Origin of the sequence: Solwaraspora sp. WMMD792 (assembly GCF_029626105.1) — a bacterium.
GTDB lineage: Bacteria > Actinomycetota > Actinomycetes > Mycobacteriales > Micromonosporaceae > Micromonospora_E.
In genome coordinates this window covers 5,679,175-5,695,191 of sequence record NZ_JARUBH010000009.1, presented here as the reverse complement: position 1 = coordinate 5,695,191, position 16,017 = coordinate 5,679,175, and the positions used below count along the sequence as shown (strand labels likewise).

Annotated in this window: 11 protein-coding genes; 7 read left to right on the top strand and 4 right to left on the bottom strand. The window is 65.7% G+C overall.

What is annotated here, in order from left to right:
- Positions 1-628 precede the first annotated feature (628 nt).
- Both O7629_RS26470 and O7629_RS26465 read left to right on the top strand, forming a co-directional pair.
- The gene (locus O7629_RS26470) at positions 629-2,578 is read left to right on the top strand and encodes a hypothetical protein (RefSeq protein ID WP_278172574.1); all 1,950 of its coding nucleotides are present in this window, start codon (positions 629-631) and stop codon (positions 2,576-2,578) included.
- The gene (locus tag O7629_RS26465; protein ID WP_278172572.1) at positions 2,575-6,024 is read left to right on the top strand and encodes an MFS transporter; all 3,450 of its coding nucleotides are present in this window, start codon (positions 2,575-2,577) and stop codon (positions 6,022-6,024) included. The genes O7629_RS26470 and O7629_RS26465 overlap by 4 nt, the downstream gene beginning before the upstream one ends.
- A gap of 62 nt (positions 6,025-6,086) precedes the next feature.
- Here O7629_RS26465 and queD read toward each other — a convergent pair whose 3' ends face one another.
- The 3 genes from queD to queC are packed head-to-tail and all read right to left on the bottom strand — an operon-like array spanning position 6,087 to position 7,788.
- On the bottom strand, positions 6,087-6,443 hold the full coding sequence (gene queD, locus O7629_RS26460; RefSeq protein ID WP_278172569.1) for a 6-carboxytetrahydropterin synthase QueD: 357 nt from the start codon (positions 6,441-6,443) through the stop codon (positions 6,087-6,089).
- Positions 6,443-7,090, bottom strand: coding sequence for a 7-carboxy-7-deazaguanine synthase (gene queE / locus O7629_RS26455; protein WP_278172567.1), 648 nt, complete (start codon positions 7,088-7,090; stop codon positions 6,443-6,445). Before queE ends, queD begins: the two co-directional genes overlap by 1 nt.
- The gene (gene queC, locus O7629_RS26450; RefSeq protein WP_278172565.1) at positions 7,087-7,788 is read right to left on the bottom strand and encodes a 7-cyano-7-deazaguanine synthase QueC; all 702 of its coding nucleotides are present in this window, start codon (positions 7,786-7,788) and stop codon (positions 7,087-7,089) included. Before queC ends, queE begins: the two co-directional genes overlap by 4 nt.
- A 529-nt stretch (positions 7,789-8,317) precedes the next feature.
- On the opposite strand from queC, the gene O7629_RS26445 reads away from it, so the two are divergent.
- From O7629_RS26445 to O7629_RS26435, 3 genes are all read left to right on the top strand, one after another.
- Positions 8,318-9,328 carry an alcohol dehydrogenase catalytic domain-containing protein gene (locus O7629_RS26445; RefSeq protein WP_278172564.1) on the top strand — a complete coding sequence of 337 codons (1,011 nt, stop codon included), beginning with the start codon at positions 8,318-8,320 and terminating at the stop codon, positions 9,326-9,328.
- Positions 9,329-9,423: 95 nt separating this feature from the next.
- Entirely contained in the window at positions 9,424-10,314 is an 891-nt protein-coding gene (locus tag O7629_RS26440) for a WD40 repeat domain-containing protein (RefSeq protein WP_347403738.1), read from the top strand.
- Between the two features lie 59 nt (positions 10,315-10,373).
- Positions 10,374-10,886, top strand: a complete 513-nt coding sequence (locus O7629_RS26435; RefSeq protein WP_278172563.1) for a DinB family protein — start codon at positions 10,374-10,376, stop codon at positions 10,884-10,886.
- 37 nt (positions 10,887-10,923) lie between these two features.
- Here the strand turns inward: O7629_RS26435 and O7629_RS26430 are convergent, their stop codons facing one another.
- Positions 10,924-12,129, bottom strand: a complete 1,206-nt coding sequence (locus tag O7629_RS26430) for an aminotransferase class III-fold pyridoxal phosphate-dependent enzyme (protein ID WP_278172561.1) — start codon at positions 12,127-12,129, stop codon at positions 10,924-10,926.
- A 335-nt stretch (positions 12,130-12,464) separates the two neighbouring features.
- Between O7629_RS26430 and O7629_RS26425 the strand changes: the two genes are divergently transcribed.
- Complete coding sequence (locus O7629_RS26425; RefSeq protein ID WP_278172560.1) at positions 12,465-14,336, top strand: radical SAM protein; 1,872 nt, start codon at positions 12,465-12,467, stop codon at positions 14,334-14,336.
- Between the two features lie 319 nt (positions 14,337-14,655).
- The gene (locus O7629_RS26420) at positions 14,656-16,008 is read left to right on the top strand and encodes an aminotransferase class III-fold pyridoxal phosphate-dependent enzyme (protein ID WP_278172558.1); all 1,353 of its coding nucleotides are present in this window, start codon (positions 14,656-14,658) and stop codon (positions 16,006-16,008) included.
- Positions 16,009-16,017: the final 9 nt, after the last annotated feature.

The window sequence follows — 16,017 nt, the reverse complement described above, 5'->3', positions numbered from 1 at the left end:
GGACTGTGCGGCCAGGGAGCGGTGCCGCCGGCCACTCCTGGCGCCTGGGGAAGCCGTTTCGGCGCAGTGGCCCCGGGTGCGCCCGTCCGCAGCGACCGGTTGTCGGCGCGGTGGGTGACGCCTGCCGTCCAAGCCGCGCCGCAGCCTGCCAAGGCCGCGCCGCAGCCGGCCAGGTGGGTGCGTCGACCGCGCGGCATGCCGGGGCCAGGGTGGTGATGGTGGAATGCCGGAGCAGTCGGGAATACGTTAAGTATCGGACGCGTCCACGTGGGTGCGGGCAGACCGCCGATTCCGGGTTGAGTCGGCCGGCTAAACTGCTCATGTGGACGTTTCCCAATCCCGCTGTTAAAGTCAGGGCCGGGTGTACGCCTCGTAACGTTGGGTGGCGATGCGATCGACCGATGGCGATGCCGCTGGCCGGTACCGAGCTACCTGGCCACCGATGTGCATGTGCATGACGTTGAGCGCATCATTCACGCCCGCCTCACAGTGCCGTGCGTGGACCGGAGGGCGCACGTAGACCGAGGGTAGTCGATCGGTGTATTTGGGAAAATGTGCCATCGCCGCCCTGGCCAACGAAAGTCCTCTTGACTGTTCCGGTCACATCTGATTTCGAGAGTCGAGGGAAATGGCCATGAAGAATTTCCGATTAGCTTCCCTGGTCGAACGTATGTCGCGCGGAGGGCCGCCGACCGCGCTCGACCCGACGGAGCGTTCCCGGATGTCGCGTGGGACGAAAACCGAGATCGACTGGACCGGGATTCACAACCCGGACTTCGTCGCACTCGGGCTCGGCGGAACCAACATGATGGCGATGCTGTGGTCGGTGGCCAACGGCCGCCAGTGCGTCGGCGTCGAGTTGCGCGGCGACCCTTCCCTCGGTGTCCACTGGAACATCCGGGAAGACTTCTGGCATCATCTCGGCCTGATCGACCAGCTGATGCTGGATCGGTACGGCGAGGAGCGCATCCCTCGCAAGGGCGACGGCCGGCTCTTCAAGCTCCGGGAGACGTTCTACAGTGCCGTCACCGAGCCCGGTGACGTGTACGCCGACGAGATCATCGCCGGCGGCGAGGATTCGCACGTATCGGGGCTCATTCACCACACCGAGTTCATCGACGACCGGTGGTCGGCGGGCAAACCGGAACGGGTGCTGACCGTTCTGCAGCCCGCCAAACCACCAGCCGAGCACGACCCGAGCAAGGTCGGGCGGGATGTCCTTGAGGTCCTCGACGGTCCATCCACCTTCCAGGCCGGCGCCTCCGAGGTGCTGATCATGCTGCGCCGCTACCTCGAGTTGATTGAGGAGATGGACATCGCCGCAGGCGTCCCGCCGCGGGTACGCCTCTTCCTCTCCCACCGGGTCGCGATCGGCGACGAGGGGGACGGCGACGGCTTCCTCAAATGGATGCGGCAGGAAGACGGGTTCGTCAGTCTGCCGGACGGGCGCAAACGGCTGATCATCGAGGAGGTCCAGGAGCTTGACTACCGCGGCCGGTACCGCCGGATCCGCAAGCCAGGCACCCCGCTGATCGACCTGGGCGTCCCCGAGTTGTTCATGATCGCGCAAGGCTTCGACAGCAGCGACGCCGACCGCCTCGGCTTCCGCCAGGAGGATGTCGCGGTCGATCACCACGACGGTCGAGGGCCGGTCGTCGCCCAGGCCGACTACCTCGCGGGCTACCTCGAGTTGCACGTCGGCGGCCGGTTGCGGCGGCGGATCGCGTCCGAGTTCGACCGCGAGGGGAACGAGTACTGGGTTCGCCAGATCGCGGTAGGCCACGAGGACGACCCCGAGGTGGGCTGGATTCTGGTCCAGGTGCCGGACTTCAAGACTTTCGACCCGATCCTGGCCGGGCTGGTCCCCGCCGGTACACCGAAACGGGCCAAGGAGTACCTCAACGCGTATCAGCAGCTGTTGCGCGAGTTCTACCTGGAGCAGGTTTCACTGATCACCGAGATCCCCGTGTCGGAGCTCGACAAGGTCCAAGCTCCTTACGGTCCGAAGCTGTTCAGCCTGGTGGAGAGGATCGGCGCCGACGCACTGGTCGCCGCCAACGGCGTCGTAGCTGGCGACTCCTTCGGCAACGGCCACTTCATGACCAGCGGCGGCGCGATCACCGGCATGGTGGGGCACGGCTCCCGGGTGCTGCGGTACTGGCAGGCGCGCGACGCCGGGATGGACCGGCCAGCGGCGATCCGGGCCCTGGCGGACCAGATCAAGGCCGACACCCTCGGTTGGCTCCAGGCCAGTGCCCAGGAGTTCAGTCAAGCCGTGCCGATCAACTTCGGCGAGGAGCGGATCAAGGAAATCGAGAAACAGAGCGGACGTGCCTCCAGCGAACGGGCGAACACGATCGACGCGACCCGCCGGCACCGGCATTCGCTCGTGCCGCTCGACCCGTCAGATTGGCGACGCCTCTCGGTACGTAGCGGCCGCCTGCACAGCAGTGAACTACCGCCGCTGATGACGACCCATCCTGAACAGCGGCGGGTCATGTCCGCAACCGAAGATGGCGCGTCGACGGGTGGCGACATCCGGGAGACCGTCGCGGTCGGGGCCGGTTCGGAATCGTGAGCCTGCTCAGCCAACCCCGCGGCGACTCCTACGGCGGTTCGGGCGAGACGGTCGTCGTGCGTGAAACAGTACGGCCGCTGCGGAGCCTGCGGGAGCGGCAGCTCGCGCTGGTCGTGCTCTGCGTGGGCGTGCTGATTTCCGTTGTCGACGGCTCTGCGGTGTATGTCGCCCTCCCGTCCATCCAGGTCGGCCTGGGATTCTCCCAGGCCGACCTGGCCTGGGTGGTAAACGCGTACCTCATTCCCTTCGGCGGGCTGTTGCTCTTCGCCGGCCGGCTCGGCGACCTGATCGGTACGAAGCGAGTCTTCCTCAGTGGTCTCGGCCTGTTCACCGCCGCGTCGGTCGTTTGTGGGCTGGCTAATGACCAGGCCGTGCTGATCGGAGCACGGTTCGTGCAGGGGGTGGGTGGCGCGTTCACCACCGCGGTCGTGCTCAGCATGATCGTGACCATGTTTCCGAAACCCAGGGAACAGGCCCGGGCACTCGGCTTCTACGCCTTTGTAGCGGCGTCCGGAGCCGCGCTCGGCCAATTGGCCGGCGCAGCGCTGACTGCGTCGTTGAGCTGGCACTGGATCTTCTTCGTCAACGTTCCGATTGGGCTTGTCACCATTCTTTCGGCAGTCCGGCTGTTGGACAACGTCCGCGACGTGACGGCCGGTGACGGGATCGACTGGATCGGCGCGTTGGCCCTGGTTGGCTCGTTGATGTTGGCGGTCTCCGCCATCGTGCAGGCCGATTTCAGTGAGCTCCGGACAACGCTGCTCGCCGGTGCGGCGCTGCTGCTGATGGCCGTGTTCGTCCGCTGGCAGCGGCGGGCCCGAAATCCGCTGATGCCCGGCGCGATACTTCGCGCCCGCAACGTCGCCTGGTCGAACATCGTCCTGGCCCTGATGGTCGCCGGGCCGACTGCCATGTTCTTCCTCTGCGCCCTCTATCTGCAGAACGTCCTCGGCTTCACGGTGCTGGAACTGGGCTTCGCGTTCGTGCCGGCCGCCGTCGCGATCGGGGTCGGCTCGTTGAAGATCGCTCCCCGGCTCGCCCGCAAGCGGGACGCGAAGACGTTGCTTCTTCCCGCGATGGGCCTGATGGCCATCGGTCTGCTGCTGCTGGCCCGAATCCCGACGGAGGGCAGCTACTGGATCGACGTACTCCCGGCACTGCTGCTGATCGGTACCGGTTCCGGCCTTGCGACACCCCCCGTGTTGCGGATCGCCCTGGCCGACGCCACGCTCAAGGACAGTGGGGTTCGGTCCGGCCTGCTCAACACCACCCAGCAGCTCGGCTCCGCGATCGGACTGGCGGTGCTGGCCCCAGTAGCGGCCAACATCACGCAGTCAGCCATCGCCCGAGGTGAGACGACGGCTGCCGCATTGACCGACGGTTTCCAGATGGCATTCCTGGTCGGTTTCGGCACCATGGCCGTAGCCATGCTGCTCGCCGCCTTCGCGGTGGAGAGCGAGGTACCCAGGACTGCGCCCGACTCGCTGGACGAGACGGCATCGACACCGCCGAACCGGCAGGTCGACCCGACCGGCGCTGCCGATCCGGACTTCCTCGCGGTGGGCCTGGGCGGCACCAACATGATGGCGATGCTCTGGTCGATCGCAAGCGGCCGGCGGGCGGTCGGTGTCGAGCTGCGGGGTGACCCGTACCTGACGCTGATGCAGTGGAAAGTCCGGGCCGACCTCTACCACCATCTCGCGGTCATCGACCGGATGATGCGGGAGCGCTACGGCCCGGAGGGCATTCCACGCCGGATCGACGGGAACCCGTTCATCCTCCACGAGGTCTTCTACCGGCCCGATGCCGAGGACGGCGCCGAGGCCCGGGCCGACGAGATCCTGTACGGATGGGCCGACTCGTGCGTCGGGGGACACGTCGGCACAGCGGAGTTCGTGGACGACAGGTGGGTGGACGGAAAGCCGCATCGGGCCGTCACCGTCACACACCCGGCAGTGCCTTCCCTGGACCTGGGCCCGGATTCGGAAACCGTCGGACGCAAGATGGACGAGGTCTTCGCGGAGTCCCCCGCCTTCCAGGTCAACGCGGAGGATCTGCTGATCATGCTACGTCGGTACCTGGAGGAGATAGAGCGGATGGACCTGGCGGCCGGCCGGGAGCCAAGGTGCCGCCTCTTCACCTACCACCGAGTGGCAGAGCCGAGCCGGCCGAGCGGATGGCGGCGCTGGCTTCGCCGGGAACCGGCTCAGGACCATGGGTTCGTCCGAAGCCCGGACGGTCGGCTGAGGGTTCAGATCGAGGCCATCCGGGAGATCGACGAGAAGGGTAGCTACCGGCGGATCCGGGCCCGAGGCACCGAACCGATCGATCTCGGCACCCCCGGTCTGATCATGATCGCTGAGGGAGTGGAGAGCGCCGACGCCAGTCGACTCGGGTTCACCCAGGAGATCGTGACGATCGACCACCAGGACGGACGTGGTCCGGTCGTGGCTCAAGCCGACTACATCGTCGGACTGATCGCGGTGAACGTCGGGGCGAACTCCCGTCAGCGCATCGCCTCGGCCTTCGACAAGCAGGGCAACGAGTACTGGGTGCGGCAGATCACGCTCGGGCACGACGGCTTCAGCGAAACCGGCTGGACGATCCTGGAGGTACCGGACTACCGGACGTTCGATCCGATCCAGGCGGGCATGGTGCCGGCCATCACCCGTCAGGACTCCGCTGAGTACTTCGGAGCGCACCGCTACCTGATCCGGGACTACTTCCTGGACCAGGTGCCGCTGCTTACCGAAATTCCCCGCCAGGAGCTTGTTCGTACCCTCAGCCTCGCCACCCCGAAGCTGGTCAGCAATGTAGAGCGGATCGGGCGGGACGCGTTGGTTGCCCCGAACTGCGTGGTCGCCGGAGACTCGTTCGGAAACGGCAGTTTCCTGCTCAGTGGGGGCTCCGCAACCGGCATGATGGGTCACGCATCCCGGGTTCTCCGCTACTGGCAGGACCGAGACGCGGGGGCCAGCCACGGTACTGCCGTGCGTCGACTCGCCGACGGCATCCGCGAGGACACCGCTGCCTGGCTGCGAGCTAGCGAGGCGGACTTCGCCCAGCCGGGGCATGCCCGTGCGGGCACCGATCCGCGGACCGGCATGCGGCTCGATCCGCTGGCTCGGGAACGGATTCTCGAGGAGACGAGACGGCACCGTCGGTCCATCGTCAGGACCAGCAACCGCCTGGACGACTTCGGCCGACTGAACGTCTTTCCTGGCCGGCTGCAGATTCTCGGCCTGCGTCCGCTGCATCCGATGCCGCCCGAAGCGCGCGACAGGCAGACGGACGAGCAGGCCAGGCAGACGGACGAGCAGGCAAAGATGGCAACGGCTGCCATGGCGAGCCGCGCCGGTCGGCCGGAAGATTCCGTGACGGCAACCGAGGAGCAGGCTGGGATGGTAGTCGATCAAGGGGACCGGTCGAGCGAGTCCCGGGTGTGAACATCTGGAGGTGGTCGGGCCGGCCTCTGCGGTGGCCCGGCCACCCGTAGAGCCCGGCCCGCTCAGTCCTCGCCTCGGTAGACGCAGCCGGACGTGCAGGTTTCCCGGACCGTAACCGCCGACAACGGCAACTGACCGACAAGTCGCTGCCAGATCCATCGGGCCAGCACTTCGCTCGTCGGGTTCTCCAGTCCGGCGATCTCGTTGAGGTAGCGGTGGTCGAGTTGCTCGCGGACCGGTGCGAAGGCCTGCTTGAGGTCGCCGAAGTCGATCACCCAACCGGTCTGCGCTCCGACCTGGCCACTGACGTGCACCGTGACCCGGTACGAGTGGCCGTGCAGGCGGGCGCACTTGTGTCCCTCGGGCACGTGCGGCAGCCGGTGCGCGGCTTCGAAGGTGAACTCCCGGAAGATCTCCATCAGGCAATCCCAATGTACTTGTGAGTCTGCAAACTCAAGCACCACTGTGGATGCTCCAGGCAGTACCGCACCGCGGCCGCGGTGTTGGCGACCCGGTCCGGCCCGTCCATCGGCTGCAGCAGAAAATGGCCGAAGTCGAGGTGCTCGAAGCGGGCCGGGTCGGCCTCCGGCTGGGGAAAGACGAGCTTCAAGTCGTCACCCCGGGTGAGCACCACCTCCGCGCCGGCCTTGGGGCTGACACATATCCAGTCGATGCCCGCAGGCGCGGGCAAAGTGCCGTTGGTCTCGACCGCGACCTCGAAGCCTGCTTCGTGCAGGGCGGTCACGGCCGCCTCGTCCAGCTGCAGCAGTGGTTCGCCGCCGGTGCACACCACGTACCGCCGGCTGCGGGGGTGCGCCCGCCCTTGCCAAGCCTCGGCGACGGCGGCGGCCAGATCGGCGGCGGAAGGGAATCGCCCGCCCCCGGTGCCGTCGGTGCCGACGAAGTCGGTATCACAAAAGCGACAGATCGCACGATGCCGATCGCGTTCTCGCCCGGTCCACAGGTTGCAACTGGTGAAGCGGCAGAAGACGGCGGGGCGACCGGCATGCGTACCCTCGCCTTGGAGCGTGTAGAAGATCTCCTTGACCCGGTACACGCCGATCATCCGTTGCCGGACAGGGCAGGGTCGATCATGCCGAGTTCGGCGAAACCGCGTTGCCGGAGCAGACAGGAGTCGCAGCTGCCGCAGGCCCGGTCGTCGACCGGGTCGTAGCAGCTGTGTGTCCAGGCGAAGTCGACACCCAGCTCCAGGCCCCGCTGGATGATCGCGGCCTTGGTCAGCCGGATCAGCGGGGTGTGGATGCGCAGCCGCTGTTGCCCCTCGACGCCGGCCTTGGTGGCAAGATTGGCCATCGCCTCGTACGCAGCGATGTACTCCGGGCGGCAGTCCGGGTAGCCGCTGTAGTCCAGTGCGTTCACCCCGATGAATATGTCTGAGGCGTCCAGGGTCTCAGCCCAGGCCAGTGCGAACGACAGGAAGATCGTGTTGCGTGCCGGTACGTACGTGACCGGGATGGTGTCGCCCATCTCGTCGGCGTTCGTACGGTGCGGTACCGCGAGCGCGTCGTCGGTCAGTGCCGACCCACCGAAGGCCCGCAGGTCGATGTCCGCGACGATGTGCTGGGCCGCGCCGAGTGCCTTCGTCACGCGGGCGGCGGCGTCAAGTTCGACGGTGTGGCGCTGCCCGTACCGGAAACTGAGCGTGTGGGCCCGGTAGCCCTCGTGTATCGCGATCGCGAGCGCCGTCGTGGAGTCGAGGCCGCCGCTGAGCAGCACCACGGCATTACGCGTCCCCGTCGGCACCTACTCCGCCACCTTCCACCCTCGTCTATCGGCACAGGTCTACCCAGCTGGCAAGCATACCCAGCGTGCCGCCAGAGCCCCGATCAGGGCCAGGACTCCGGCGGGAGCCCCGCCGGCCGACTCGCCCTGATTCGGTGCAACTCGCCGTGATCCGGTGCAACGGGTGCGCCGTGCCGCCACTGCCCTGTGAAGCAGCGTGCCGGGACCTCGGGTCCTGGCGAATTCATGCCGGAATTCAGTGCGTCAAGAACCGCCGCAATGCCGATCGTCGTACCTCAAACTGGACGTATTCGATCATTGGTGCGGCATCAACCGAATCTGCTCCGGAACCGCTCCGGATCTGCGATGACGTCAGCGTGCGGATCAGTCACCCAACCTAATCGGTGCTGCCGCATATAATTGGCGAGAAATCCTAGTTGAGTCTCGATCATCTGTCAAGCTCCAGTTTGTGGTGCGGAAACTGTTGAGCCTTGATCTCCCGGCATCTAAAGTGTTCCAGAGATCGACTCACGACCGTGTGGGGGGACGGATGCGGGCGCTGCAGTTCCACGGTGGACACAAGGCCCAGATTGTAGACCTTCCTCGTCCGACGGCTCCTCCTGGTTGGGCAGTCGTGAAGGTGCACTACTGCTGTCTCTGCGGTAGCGACCTATGGCTGTTCCGTGGCAAGTGGCACGGTAACCGGTACCCGATCGTGCCCGGCCATGAGTGGGCCGGTGTGGTGGATTCCGCTCCGGAGGGTCACGAATCCTGGGTCGGTCGCGCGGTCACGGGTGATCTGATCGTCGGCTGCCAGGTCTGCGGACCATGCCGGGACGGGTTACCGGTCATGTGTGAGAACCTCGTCGAGATCGGCTTTACCGTGGACGGCGGCTGCGCGGGCTACGTCGCAGCCCCGCTCGCCAACCTCTATCCACTGCCGGAGGGGATGGACTTGGCCGCCGCGAGCCAGGCCGAACCGCTCGCTGTCGCTTTGCACGCGGTGGACCGGATCGGTCTCCGCCCTGCCGAGCGAGTGGCCGTACTGGGCGCCGGCGGGATCGGCCAGCTCCTCATCCAGGCGGCTCGCGCCGCCGGGGCAACGGTAACGCTCGTCGCCGACCTGGTTGCCGAGCGCCGCAAGGTCGCCGAGGAGAGCGGAGCCGTCATCTCGGTCCATCCCAGCGAGCTGCCGGAACTCACCAGCTACGCGGACAAGGTGGACGTCGTGTTCGAGGCATCTGGTGATCCGGAGTCGGTGGTCCGTGCGCTCGACCTGGTCCGCCCCGGCGGCCGGGTCTGCCTGGTGGGCTACCAGGTGGGTGCCGAACACCCGCTGGAAACCGCACGGCTGCCGCTGGCGTACGCCAGTATGGTCGGCGTGATGGGACCGGGCGGTAAGTACCGGGAGGCCGTGGACCTCATTGCGGACGGCGCGATCGATACTCGGCGGATTCTTACCGATATTGTCCAACTTGACGAGTACTCCCCGGCCATCGACCGGGCAATCAACCGAACCGGAAACACGATTCGGGTCGTCTTCGACCTCCGTGAGGAGTAGTCCCGCCTGGTTCGAGTCTCGATTGGGCCCGTGCCCCGACGTCAAGACGGAGTAGACAGGTGGAGCTGGCAGCAGCAAGCCCGACCCGGGAACCCATGATGCTTGTCGGGCATGAGCGGGGCGTGATCAGCGCGGCTTTTCACCCGGCGGACCATCTGGTCGCTACCAGCGGTGAGGACGGCACCGTCAGGCTATGGGACGCAAGTACCGGGGAGCCGGTTGGCCGCCCGCTGGGCGGACACACCGATACGGTCTGGCTGGTGGCCTTCCACCCTGATGGCAGGTTGCTGGCCAGCGCGAGCGAGGACCGCACCGCTCGGCTCTGGGACATCACCACCGGTCGGCAGGTCGGCAAACCCTTGACCGGCCACACCGCCGGCGTCTACGGCCTGGCGTTCCATCCCACCGGAGACCTCCTGGCCACCGGCAGCGCCGACCATACCGTACGGCTCTGGGGGGTCCCTGGTGGCGACCCGGTGGGGAGCCCGCTGACCGCGAGCCGGGACGAGATCGACGGGGTGGCCTTTCACCCGGACGGTCACCTGATCGCATCGACCGGCGACGCGCTTAGGTTGTACGACACCGCCACCGGCGGTCTGGTCGGCGAACCGCTGGTCGGCCACTCGAAGGGCACGGTCAGTGTCGCCTTCAGCCCTGACGGACGGCTTCTGGCCAGCGGATCTGACGACCGAACCGTTCGGATCTGGGATTGCGCGGTGGACGGGCCGGCGGTCGACCCGCTGGTCGGGCACACCGACGCGGTGGACGGCGTGGCGTTCCATCCGGATGGTCGTTTGCTCGTCAGCGCAGCCGAGGACTGCACCGTACGGGTCTGGGACGTCGGGAGCGGGCGAGAGATCGGGCAGTTGGCGACCGGACACACCATGCCGGTGTGGAACGTTGCCTTCGACCGGACCGGCGCACGCATCGTCACGGCCAGCCAGGACGGTACCGCCCGGATCTTGCCGTTTCCGACATTCTCGTAAGAGCAGATCAGCCGCCGGCTAACCGGCATCTCCTGACCCGACAACGGAAGGACCATCAGATGACCTGGACCGCCCCTACCGTCGACCGGAAGCCGGATCCCGTATCGGGCGACGAGGCCACCGTACTGGCGGGCTGGCTCGACTACCACCGGGACACTCTGCTGCTGAAGTGCTCGGGCCTGACCGCCGAGCAGTTGACGACAAACAGCGTCCCGGTGACCAATCTGACCCTGCTCGGTCTGCTGCGCCACATGACCGAGCTCGAGCGGTGGCTCCGTAGCCTCCTCTCCGGGGAGACGATCGACGATCCGTACTCCACGGAGGAGCGTCCGGACGCTGCCTTCGACGACGTCGCCACGGCGGATGCGCAGGCCAACTTCGAGCTCTACCTACAGGAAGTGGAGCTGACCCGCAAAGCCTTCTTGCTGCGCGACCTGGACGACACCTACGAGGACGAGGGCGTGGTACGTAACCTGCGGACCACGGTGGTGCACATCCTCGAGGAGTACGCCCGGCACAACGGCCACGCGGACCTCATCAGGCAGAGCATCGACGGTGCGAAGGGCGATTGACCGGCCTTCGTGCGCCACCGGTGGCCACCAGGTTCACTCAAAGCTGGCCGGTCACGTAGTCCACACACTCCGCCAAGCTCCAACCGTCCGGCCGCCCCGGGAGCCCGTCCATCTGGCAGAAGGCCGACTGCACCCGGTCGAGCTGGGTGACCTCCCGCCCGACGAGGTCGGGCCGGGAAGCCGCCATCGCGGTGAGCGCACGGCCGAGTCTGTCGAGGGCGTCGTCGACCACCTCGTCCCGGAAGCACGCCGAGGGATACTGCTGATCGGACGGTTCAAGGATGAGTCCTGCGGCCAGGGCGTGTGGCAGGAAAATCTCCTCTACCTCTGGAGCGCAGACGAACTGGAAGGCGGCGCCGGTCCCGGCCATCTCGATCGGCAGGTCGTGGGCATCGATCAGCTTGGTAGCCTCGGATACGAATCGTCCACCATCGGTGCCAAGCCGGGCCTGGACGTCCAGCTCAGTCAGCCGGTCGAGGGTTGCTGCGGCGGCCGCGAAGCTGGGCGCCTCGAAGGTGAGAGTCGAGACGAACTCGGCGAGCGGGTCCATGAAACGTTCATCCCCAGCCACGCAGGACAACGGCCAGCCGTTGCTGATGCCCTTGGCGTAGGTGTAGATGTCGGCTCGGACCCCGGCTCCGTTGACCGAGGCGCCCCGGAGCATGCGGTAACCGTGTTTCACCTCGTCAGCGATGGTCACCACCCCGGCCCGCTGGCATCGGTGGAACAGGTCGGCGATGTACTGCGGCGAGACATGGATGTAGTCCGGTGCGATGATGACCGCGGCAAGCTCGTCGGCGTGCTCGTCGAGCACCCTGTCGAGCAGTTCGGGCAGGTGGTAGCAGTGCAGCACGCCTTCCGAGTTCGGCTGGCCCGGCGGGGTGAACTCCCACATCAGGTCGTAGCCGTGGTAGCCGCAGCTGGCGATCAACCGTCGGCCGGTGACCTGACGCGCGGCCGAAGCGGCGGCCCGGGTCGCCGCCGTGCCGGTCTTGAAGAACGCCACCCGCTGCTCACCGGGGAGGTCTCCGGCGATCTGCGCGGCTAGCCGGTTCTGCAGGTCCAGTGAGGCGGCCGCTGGCAGACCGGTACGTACCGCATCGAGGACTGCGGAGGTGACCACGGGGTCCTGATGCCCGAGTAGCACGCTTCCGAAGGAGTTGGAGAGGTCGATGAGGCCACGACCTGCGGCGTCGTACACGTACGCGCCCTCGCCCCGAACGAGGGTGAGGTTCCGTGCCACTTCGTACGGCGTGCAACCATCAGCATTGGCTATTCTCATCAGAAGGATGACCTCCGGCTCGTCCTGCGCCCCTCGGCCGGTTGTGGGCGACACCTGCAAATCATAGGGGCCAAATTGGCGAACCGCGAGCGCTCGCCGCGGAGTGGCATCTGAGGGGCGGTATCTGGTGACTGTCAGCTATTGTCCGCCAGCTAGTCCACTATGTAGGTATGCGCAGAGCCGGATCCACTTGGGCATTTGCCTCGGTCGCAGTGTCGATTATCATGTAGCGGGGGCGCGGAGCGATCTGGCAAACGCGCTGGTGGCCAGCGCCTTCTATTATGGAAGGTGACCAAATGAAAGTATTCCTCGTTAAGCCGCCGATCCGTGGATGCATGGTAGAAATCGGACGTCACGTGCCTATCGGTCTGGCCTACGTGTCGGGCGCGCTGCGCGCGGCGGGCCACGACACGGAGATCTTCGACTCGTTGGCTTATACCGAGGACAACCACGTAGTTCCGCCTGGCGAGCTGACCGCGATCGAACAGGCGAAGCTGGACCGCCATCCACGGTGGCAGCACATCATGCACTGGGGCGCCCGACCGGAGCGTATCGAAGCTGCCCTGGCAGCCAGTAACGCGGATGTTGTCGGCATCTCATGCATGTTCACCCCCTACTACGAGAGCGCCTACGAGCTGGCCAGAATGGCAAAGCGGGTCCTGCCGGACGCAAAGGTCATACTTGGTGGGCAGCACGGCACCGTCGCTTTCCCGCACGTCCTGGAGGTTCCCGAGATCGACGTGGTAATGCTCGGCGAAGCCGAGGTGACAACCGTCGAGTTGCTTGACGCGTTGAGCACCGGCCGGCCCTTGACCGAGATGCTCGGGGTGGCGTTTCGCTGTGGCGAGGCGCTCTGCGGGTGCGCGACGACCGGCTCGCCGCATGTCCGTCCGCGGGCACCGTTCGTTGCGGATCTCGACTCGCTCGCGCCGCCGGCCGCCGACCAGCTGGACTTCGACCGGTACGGTGCTGCGGTCACCTTGATCACCAGCCGCGGCTGCCCGTTTTCCTGCTCGTTCTGCACCGTGCACGCAACGGTCGGCAAGCAGTTCCGGGCCCGGGACCCGGAGCGCGTCGTCGATGAGATCGAGCACTACGTCAACGTGTACGGGATTCGTCGGTTCCTGGTCGAGGACGACAACTTCACCTTCGACATCGGGCGAGTCCACGCCATTTGCCGGGAGATCGTCCGGCGCGGCCTGGATATCCGCCTTAGTCTGCCGAACGGCATGACCGTCGTGAAACTCACCGAGGACCTGGTGGAAAGCATGGTCCAAGCGGGCTTCGACGACCTCTTTCTTGGGTTGGAGACCACCGACGCAGCTCGATTGCGAAAGATGCGCAAGGGTTTCACCTCGCTGGACAAGGTCTCCGCCGGGGTCGCATTGTTCGAGAAGTTCGGATTGAGCGCGAGCGCAGCGATCATTGTCGGCCTGCCTGACCAGAGTCTCGACGCGATCATTCAGGATGCCGTGAACCTGGTCCTGGCCGGGGTCGAATTCTGGACCAACCCGTTCTATCCAATCTACGGGTCACCGGACTACCAGACCTGCCTGTCGCGGGGCATCGTCGACCCGCTGACCGATCCAGCCTTGTTCGACCAGTTCAACTTTGCCTTCGCAAACGGCGTCCTAGCAGCAGATGAACTGTATACCGTGTGGGTCGGAACTCTGGCCATGGCGCTCTGGCCGAAGTATGTCGTCGAAGGTGCGGAGCGCCGTGAACAGGGACCGGTCACCGTTGCGGAGGCCGGCGAGCGCCTGGTCGAGCACAGCATGGCCCAGTTGGATCCGGCGAGCCCGGAGGAACTGCCGGCCACGGTGCGGGCGGTCCAGGAGAGGGCAGACGGGCTGCTGGCGCTGAGTCATCCGTTGGGATGTGTCTGCGTGATGCAGCACGTCGCGGACCCCGACAAGGGCGCGGGCGCCGAGCAGTTCTGTCGATTCGCGGGCGACATGATCGCTGCCGCCATCGCTTTGTACACCGGCGAGGCGCAGGTCAGTAGCCAGGTGGGGGCGCAGACCGCCGGCGACGTCGAAGGGTGCTCGTTCATCATCCGGCCAACGGACAATGAGCGGATCGGCAGAATCCAACGCCGCTTCGTTGAACTGCTCGATCAGGGACGCAAGGAAGCCGACCCGGTCCCTGCCGAAGTCGCTGCTTCCTGACCCGCAGACAATTGGAATATGCCCTCAGCTTTGCTGGGTTGGTGAGCCGTTCGAGTTGCGACCGACCGTTCGGCCCAGCTCGGCTTGTCGAGGTCGACCTCGCTTGTGCGCGGAGTCGCCGCAGCACTGATGTCGAACGCGAAAAAATTATTCCCTGTGCGGTTGCCGTGACCTATACTGATGCCAACGGTGTTCCTAGGGTGGCTGATGATCGCCGACTGTCGGGCAGACCCCGTCTGGTAACCGAACCGTACAGTCCGCATCGATCATAGTGATCTCCTGGACTCGAGTCGAATCGGCGAGAGAAGGTATACGATTCATGAAGCCTGCCAACTTGACGAACCAAGAGCTGGTGGAGCGTGCCCGCCGAGTCACTGCGGCGGAAAAGTACGATATCGAGACCCGCTTCTCGGCTATGATTCGGTCGGGCGAGGGCGCGTGGTTGACTGACCTGGAGGGAAACCGGATGGTCGACCTTACCGCCGCCAGCGGAACAATCATTCTCGGACACCGTCATCCTGCGGTGGTTGAGGCTATGGTGCGGCAGATTCGGGATTTTGGTACGGCGTTTGCTTCGACGTTGTCGGTGCCGCGGGTGGAGTTGGCGGAGCGGTTGTGCGAGCGGTATGCCTGTGCGGAGAAGGTGGTGTTCCACAAGACTGGTTCCGAGGGGACTGCGATGGCGGTTCGGCTGGCTCGGGCTGCGACGGGTCGGGAGCTGGTTTTGTCTTGTGGGTATCACGGGTGGCATGAGTGGCAGTTGGCGTCGGAGCTTTTTGGTTATCAGCAGACGACTGGTGTGGTGGGTTTCGGGTACAACGAGAAGGCCTTGGGGAGGATGTTGGAGGCCTTTGGTGATGAGGTGGCGGGGGTGCTTGTCTCGCCTGAGCTGTTGTATTTTGATGTCGAGTTCTATCGTCGGATGTCGGCGTTGTGTGGGCGCTATGGTGTGCCGTTCATGATGGATGAGGTGTATACGGGGTTCCGGGCGGGTCCGAAGGGTGTGCACGGGTTGGGGGTGCCGGCGGACGTGGTGGTGGTGAGTAAGGGGTTGGCGAATGGTCATTCGTTGGCTGCGGTGATGGGTCGGCGGGATATCATCGACGCGTATGATGTGTCGGGGATTCAGGGCACGTACACGCGTGAGGTTCCGCCGATGGCGGCTGCGTTGGCGGTGTTGGATGTTTTGGACACGCCGGGTGTTTATGGGAATGCTGAGGCGATGGGGCGGCGGTTGGCGGATGGTATGCGGGATGTTCTGGTTGGGGAGGGTATTCCGAATTGGGTTGGTGGGCCGGAGTTGATGTTTGATGTGGTTTTGCCGAGTGATGATCTGGGTTGGGAGATTTATCGGACGGCGCATGAGTACGGAGTGTATTTCGAGGATTCTGGTACGCAGTTGGTGACGATGGCGTTTGACGAGGCTGCGGTGGATCATGCGTTGTCGGCGTTCCGGAAGGCTGTGCGTCAGGTGGTCGTGGATCGGCCGGATCTGGTGTCGGGGTCGGGTGGGGAGTTGACGCAGGAGCGGAAGTTGGACTTCGCTGAGGAGGCGTTCGGGGGTCTGCTGCGCGATGATGAGCGGACGAGCATGTTGATCGAAGCGACTATCGAGCAGGTGGTGAACCGGGACCGTAAGGTGAAGCCGGTCCTCGTCCCGGCCCAGGACTGACCCGGGTCG